The sequence below is a fragment of the Tahibacter sp. genome (assembly GCF_035481375.1).
In the GTDB taxonomy this organism is placed as follows: domain Bacteria; phylum Pseudomonadota; class Gammaproteobacteria; order Xanthomonadales; family Rhodanobacteraceae; genus Tahibacter.
In genome coordinates, this window is sequence record NZ_DATIGT010000086.1 from 1 (window position 1) to 3,776 (window position 3,776).

2 protein-coding genes are annotated in these 3,776 nt (G+C 71.2%); both read right to left on the minus strand.

Annotated features, from left to right (window positions below):
- Positions 1-2,542: S8 family serine peptidase (locus tag VLF18_RS04935; protein WP_325278507.1), on the minus strand; the 2,542-nt coding region annotated here is incomplete at its 3' end.
- Positions 2,543-2,859: 317 nt separating this feature from the next.
- Positions 2,860-3,776 (minus strand): ABC transporter permease (locus VLF18_RS04940; protein WP_325278508.1); only part of this gene is annotated, 917 nt, incomplete at its 5' end.

Here is a 3,776-nt window from a genome sequence, read left to right on the forward strand (position 1 = left end):
CCTCGCCGAACTGGCGCGCGAGGCCGCCGAGCAGGTTCGCCGCCGACAGCTTGCCGCGCGAGCGTGCGATCTCGAAGCGCACGAGGTCGGTCATCGTGAAGTGCTGGAACAGCGCGACGATGTCGGCGAACGCCTCGTGAAACGCCGGCACGTCGGGATTCGACGCTTCCTGGAAACGGCGGTGCAGGCCGTCGAGCAGCGCGTGCGACATCTCGTGCGCGATCACGTCGCTCGACAGGCAGGTGAACACGAGCGATCCCGTCGTCGTCGCCGTGTCGCCGCTGGATTCGGCCGGGAAGTAGCCGAACAGCAGCGCGACCTTGGCCGGACTGTAGTACGCGTTGTCGTCGCGCAGCGCATGCGGATAGATGCGCAGGCGCCGCACCCAGCGCGATTTCAGCTTGCCGTTGTCGACATAGCGCTGCGGCGCCCAGAGCGCCTTTCGGCCGAGCGCGCGTTCGAAATGCCGGATCGTCGTCATCGCGACGGCGTAGACCATCTGCTGATGGAACTGCGGATTGCCTTCCGACGGCGGCCAGCCGTCCTGCGCGAGCACGACCGGATCGTTGAGGTCGACCGGCTCGTAGACCTTGTTCGAGGCCGGATCGACGTCGATGACTTCGAGGTACTCGCCGACCGGGCCGGGCCGCAGACGCTCGCCGGTCGCCGGCACGTCGTCCCAGGGCAGCCGCAGCGTCGTTTCGTTGAGGTCCGCGAAATCGAGGTTCTTGGCGACGCTCGGATCGAGCGCATAGACGCGCAGGCGCCGGTCGGGCAGCGGCGGCTTGCGCACCTCGCGCACCGGCGCCGGCATCGGTGCGGCGTCGCGGTCCGCGATCACGCGGGCGGGCTGGCCGAGCCGGCGTTCGAGAAACGCACGCAGCGCGCGCGACGGATTGCCTTCGTCGAGCGCGGCCTGCAGATAGCGGTCGATCGCGGCCGGCGGAATCTCCTCGGCCGGTCGGTCCGGATCGTCGATCGCTTCGTCGACGGACTGATGGCGCTGCGCCATCTGGGTCAGTTCGAGTTCGAGCATCGCGCGCTGCGCGGGCGACGCGGTCAGGCTCACGCCGCCGCCGAAGATCAGGTGCAGCCAGCCCCACGACGCCTTCGCCGGCGGCAGCCGCGTCAGCGCCGCGGCGTCGGGCGGCGCGATCGCGAGCGCCTCGAGCGCGCGCATCACGCCCTGGCCGATCTTCCTGCGCGTCTCCTGGGCGTTCATGCGCGGCGTCGTCTTCGTCGCGCTCGCAAACAGCGCATGACGCACGGCTTCGACGCGCATCCACGGTTCCGGATACTGCAGCACGCGCTCCAGGTGCTCGGCGAGCCACAGCGCGCAGGCCGCGGCGATCTGCGGCGTCGCCGCCGACGTGCCGGCGCCGTCCATGTCGACGATGTTCGCGCAGCCGATCTGCGCCCAGGGCACGTTCGGCGTGTACGCGCCGAGCGCCGTGTCCATCTTCGCCTCGGGACCGAAGTTGCCCTGCATCGTGACGCCGCTGAGACCCGCATACGCGCGGCCGTTCGCCATGACGCCGCAGGCCGCGAGCACGCGGCGCCAGCGCGCCGGGAACACGATCGACTTCGGCGTCGGCAGGTGCGAGAAATTGTTGCCGCCCGCGGTCACGAGCACGAGGCCGCGGTCGTAGGCGAGGTTGACTGCATCGACGAGCGCGCGCGAGGCGACACCGCCCATGCTCATCGACAGCACGTGCGCGTCGTTGTCGACCGCATAGCCGAAGCCCTGCACCATCGTGCCGGTCGTGAAGCGCACGACGCTGTCGGCGATGCGGATCGGGATGATCTGCGCGAGCGGCGCGCCGCCGATGAAATCGACGAAGCCGTCCCAGCCCGGCGCGGCGCCGTCGAGGCGGTTGCCCGCGAGCAGGCTCAGCGTGCCGCAGCCGTGGCCGCGGTTGCTCAGCAGCGGCAGATGGCGCGACCGGTCCGTCGCGTCGTCGGGTGCGCCGTCGCTCTTGACGAAATTGCGCTGCAGATCGCGCCGCAGGTTCTGCGGCAGCGTGCGATGGTCGGGGTCGTAACCCGTGTCCAGATGCGCGACGCGCACGTTCGCGAGCCTGTCGCCGACGCGCGCGCGCGCCGCGGCGAGCTGGCTGAACGCATCGCGCAGACTCCAGCCCGCGCCGTCGCCCTTGGCCTTGCCGCCGCCGTCGTCCTGGTCGTCGAAGCGGCATTGCTCGGGCGCGTCGACGCCGGTTGCCGCGGCGTCGCGATTGTCGTGCTCCCAGCGCTGTGCGAGATCGGGCTCGGCATCGACGATGCGTCCGCGGCCGTTCGCGGCGAACGCCGAGGCGGCCGACTGTGCGAGGGCGTGGACGCGGTCCCACGGGTGCTCGGCGTCGCCGGCGTCGATGCGCAGCCAGGTCGCGTCGTCGGCCGCATCGGCGCCGATGCCGGCGCCGCGTGCCGCCGGTACCGACAGGATCGGCTCGACCGCGCCGGCGCCGAGACCGAACGCGGTTCGCGCGGCGGCCAGCGCCTGACCCTTGCCGCGAACCTTGACCAGCACTGCGTCACTCATGACGACTCCCCGGCGGTCGGCCGGATGCCGGGACGCGCGAAGGCGGCCCTGTCCGGGCATGGCGGTTACAACAATGCGTTCGGCGCGATTGTTCCAGAATGCGGCAAATACGTCATTCGGGAATGGGAGCGCGAATCGGAAACGGGGAATCGGGAATCGTCACAGGCGACGGGAGCGCAAGGCGGATATCCGTCTCCGCCTGCCGGGATCCTTCCCGCTTTGGGCTCCTACGATTCCCGATTCTCCATTTCCGGTTCCCGCTCACAAAGAGCACGTCCCTGTGCCCCTGTTCCAGTGGCCGCAGAGCCGGCGTTCTCTCACCGCCCGCTGCGCAGCCGCGGATCGAGCCACCCGCGCAGCGTGTCGACGAGCGCATTGACGACGATGACGAGCGCGCCGGCCACGAGCACGACGCCGAGCACGAGGGTGTAGTCGCGGTTGAGCGCGCCCTGCACGAAATAGCGGCCGATGCCGGGAATGCCGAAGATCTGCTCGACCACGGCCGACCCGGTGACGACGGCGATCAGCGCGGGACTGAGCCACGCCGCGAGCGGCAGCGCCGCGACGGGCAGGGCGTGCACGAGCAGCAGGCGCGACTCGGCGTAGCCGCGCGCGCGGGCCGCGCGATACCAGTCGGCCGCCATCGCCTCGCTCATGCTGCTGCGCGTCAGCCGCGCGCACCACGCGAGGTTCGGCAGCATCAGCGCAATCACCGGCAGCACGCGGTAGCGCCAGTCGCCGGCGACCCAGCCGCCGGCCGGCAGCCAGCGCAGTTCGACCGCGAACAGCAGGATCAGCAGTGGCGCGATCACGAACTTCGGCAGCGCCTGCGCCGCGGCGCCGAGCAGCATCAGCGCGCGGTCGAGCCGGCCGCCTTCGCGCGCCGCCGCGAGCACGCCCATCGGCACGCCGAGCGCGAGTGCGAGCAGCAGCGCGAGTCCGCCGAGTCCGGCCGACACCGGCAGCCCCTGCGCGATGAGTTCGTTGACGCTGAAGTCCGGATACTGGAACGACGGTCCGAGATCGCCGCGTGCGACGTCGCCGAGATAGGCGAGGTACTGCTGCGGCAGGCTGCGATCGAGCCGGTAGCGCTGCGCGAGCTGCGCCTGCACGGCCGGCGGCGCGGCCTTCTCGGTGTCGAACGGACCGCCCGGCGCCGCGTGCAGCAGCGCGAAGCACAGCGTCACGAGCAGCCACAACGTCACGAGCGCCGTCAGCGCCGCGACACCGGCGC